The organism is Nocardia cerradoensis NBRC 101014 (genome assembly GCF_000308535.1).
GTDB lineage: Bacteria > Actinomycetota > Actinomycetes > Mycobacteriales > Mycobacteriaceae > Nocardia > Nocardia cerradoensis.
The window spans coordinates 1-3,373 of sequence record NZ_BAFW01000019.1 but is presented as its reverse complement, the minus strand read 5'-3'; the positions used below and the strand labels follow the sequence as shown (position 1 = coordinate 3,373).

Annotated in this window: 1 protein-coding gene; it reads right to left on the bottom strand. The window is 71.5% G+C overall.

The features are described from left to right. A partial coding sequence (locus tag ON23_RS03715; RefSeq protein WP_245555903.1) for a non-ribosomal peptide synthetase occupies positions 1 to 3,343 on the bottom strand: 3,343 nt, incomplete at its 3' end. Positions 3,344 to 3,373: the final 30 nt, after the last annotated feature.

The following is a 3,373-nucleotide window of genomic DNA, read 5'->3' as shown; positions in this document are numbered from 1 at the left end:
CGACGGCCAGGTGATGGATCACGACGAGCGCGCGCGCCTCCGCCTCCACCCCCGGCTCCGGCAGCAGGCAGACGACGTGCACCATCGCACCGGTCGCGGGGTCGATCCGGTCGCCCGCCCCGGCGTAGGCCGCCTCCACCACGGCGGTGAAGCCCGGCGTGCCGGGTCGTTCGCCGGCGCCGAAGGTGCGCACCGACACCGATCCGGCGGACTCGGATGCGCTCGGCGGCAGCACATCCCACCGACCGGCCCGCAGCCGTGAGCGCAGCACGTCGTGGCGTTCGGCGACCGCCCGCACGGTCGCACGGACGTCCTCGACCCGTGCGTCGCGCGGCAACCGCACGAGCATGGACTGCGCGAACCGCGCCGGCGCCCCGAGATACTCCACGAACCAGGCCACGATCGGCGTGAGCGCGACCTCGCCCACCCCGCCGCCGGGCAGTTCCTCGAGCGCCGCCCGCGCCGGCGCCTGCGCGATCTGCGCCAATCCGCGAACGGTCTTGCGCTCGAAGATGTCTCGCGCCGTCACACCGATCCCGACGGCCCGCAATCGCGACGCCAGCTGGATCGACATGATGGAATCGCCACCCAGCGCGAAGAAGGACGTCGTCGCGCCGACGCCATGCACACCCAGCACATCGGTGAAAGCGGCGGCCACGGTGCGTTCGAGCTCGCCGGCGATGGCCGCCGCGCCCTCGGTCGCGGTGTCGAAGTCCGGTTCCGGCAACGCTTTTCGATCCACCTTGCCGGTCGAGGTGAGCGGCAACCGGTCGAGAACGGTGATCGTCGCCGGCACCATATGCGCGGGCAGGGTGGCCGCGAGCCGCTCGAGAATCTCGCCCGGTGCGGCCGTCGCGGCGGAACCGAGGGTGACATAGGCCGCGAGCACGGTCCGCCCGCCGGGGCCGGGGCGGGTCACGGTGACCGCTGTCGCGACGGCCGGATGTGCGAGCAAGGCGGCATCGATCTCGCCCAGCTCCACCCGCTGACCCCGGATCTTGACCTGAAAATCGAGTCGGCCGACGTACTGCAACGTGGCCTGCTCAGTCCAGCGCACGATATCGCCGGTGCGGTACATCCGGCTCCCGGGCGACCCGTACGGATTCGCCACGAACGACGCCGCCGTGACGGCTGGGCGATTCAGATATCCGCGTGCCAGTGCTGACCCGGCGAGGTACAGCTCTCCCGGGACGCCGATCGGCACCGGGCGCAGCCGCGCGTCCAGCACCACCGCCTCGGCACCGCGGATCGGCCCGCCGATGGTGAGGATGTCGTGCGGACGCACCGGATCGCTGATCGTGATCACGATCGTCGTCTCGGTAGGGCCGTAGATGTGGTGCAGCCGCCGCCCGGCCGCCCATGCCGCGATCAGGTCGGGGGCCACCTTCTCGCCACCGACCGCGAGCACCCGCACCGACTCGACCTCGGCGGGTGACATCGTCGCCAGCACACTCGGGGTCAGGAACGCATGCGTCACCCGGTGCGCCGCGATCAGCGCGGTCAGGTCCGCGCCGCCGACCACCTCCGGCGGGGCCACCACGAGCGCCGCGCCGGCGGCATGCGCCATCAGCGCTTCGAGCAGGACGGCGTCGAAGGCCGGCGACGCGACCTGCACGATGCGCGAGCTGCGCTCGACTCGGTAGCGGTCGCGCTGCTCGGCCGCGAAGGCGGCGAGCCCCTCGTGGGTGACCATCACGCCCTTCGGTGTCCCGGTCGAGCCGGACGTGTAGATCACATAGGCCACATCCCGAAGCCGCGGTGCCCGTGGACGTTTCACCGCGACCTCGCCCGGGGTGTGGGGTGCGTCGAGCATCAGCCAGTGCACATCGCCGGGCAGCGCGGCGCGCACGGCGCTCGTCGTGATGCCGAGGCCGGCACCGGAGTCGCGCAGGAGATAGGCGATCCGCTCCGGCGGATAGCGCAGGTCCAGCGGGACGAAGGTGGCGCCGGTTTTCGCGATCGCCCACATGGCGATGTGAAAGTCCGCCGAGCGCGGCACGGCCAGCGCCACACTCACCCCCGGTCTCGCACCTGCTGAAAACAGCTGGGCGGCAAGTTCTTCCGCGCGGGCGTCGAGCTCTCGGTAGGTGAGGGTGCGCGCACCGTCGATCAGCGCGACCGCCTCGGGAGCGGTGGCCACCGCCGTGGCGAGCAGCTCCGGGAGCAGGCGCGGTGCGGGTGCGGCGCCGCCGCGCGCCGGTACCAGCCGCTCGGCCTCGTCGGCGGCGAGCAGCGCGATCTGGCCCACCGGCCGAGCCGGATCGTGGACCACCGCGTCGAGTACGCGGACGAACCGGTCCGCCAGCGCCCGTGCGGTGGACTCGACGAAAAGATCGGTGGCGTAGATGATTTCGCCGTCCATTCCGGTGGCCCCGGCACGGCCGGGGTCATCGGTCAGCAGGACGGTGAGATCGGTTTTGGCCTGGGCGACACCGGGGTCGACAAGTTCCACCTCGACGCCGGGTAGCCGGAATCGGTCCGCCGCAGTCTTCTGCAATCCGAACAGCACCTGATACAGCGGCGTATAGGCCGTGGACCGGGGCCGGTCGAGCAGATCGACCAACCGCTCGTAGGGCAGATCGGCGTGCGCGAGGGCGTCGAGGTCGATGCCGCGCACCTGCGCGACGAACTCGGCGAACGACACATCGTCGCGGACCGGTGTGCGCAGTACGACGGTGTTGACGAACATGCCGACCAGATCGTCCAGCGCCGCCGTCCCGCGCCCCGCCACGGGGGTGCCGATCGATATGTCGCCGGTGTGCGCGGTACGCGCCAGCACGAGCGCCAGCGCGGAATGCAGCACGACGAAGACGGTGACGCCCTCCCGGCGGGCCAGCTCCACGATCGCCTGATGCAGCCGCGCCGGTATATCGAAGCGCACACTGCCACCGGTCATCGACATGGTCGCGGGCCGTGGATGATCGGCCGGCAGATCCAGCAGCTCCGGCGCGTCGGCCAGCGCCGCCGTCCAGTAGGCGGCCTGGCGCGCCGTCACCGATTCCGGATCGTCCTCGGCGCCGAGCACGTCTCGCTGCCACAGCGTGTAGTCGGCGTACTGGACCGTCAGCGGTTTCCATTGTGGTGCTTCATCTTTCACGCGCGCCGCGTAGGCGGTGAAGATGTCGCGGGCCAGCGGCGCCATCGACGAGCCGTCGGCGGCGATGTGATGGACGACCAGCACCAGTGTGTGCTGCTCGGGCCCGGTGCGGTACACCCGCGCGCGTACCGGGACCTCGGCCGAGACGTCGAAGCCGGCGGCGACGGTCTGCCGGATTCGCTCCGGGAGCATGTCCTCGTCGACCGGCTCCGCATCCGCTGCCGGCTGTGCGTTCACGGCGGCCACGTCCCGCACCACCTGGCAGGGTTCACCGGC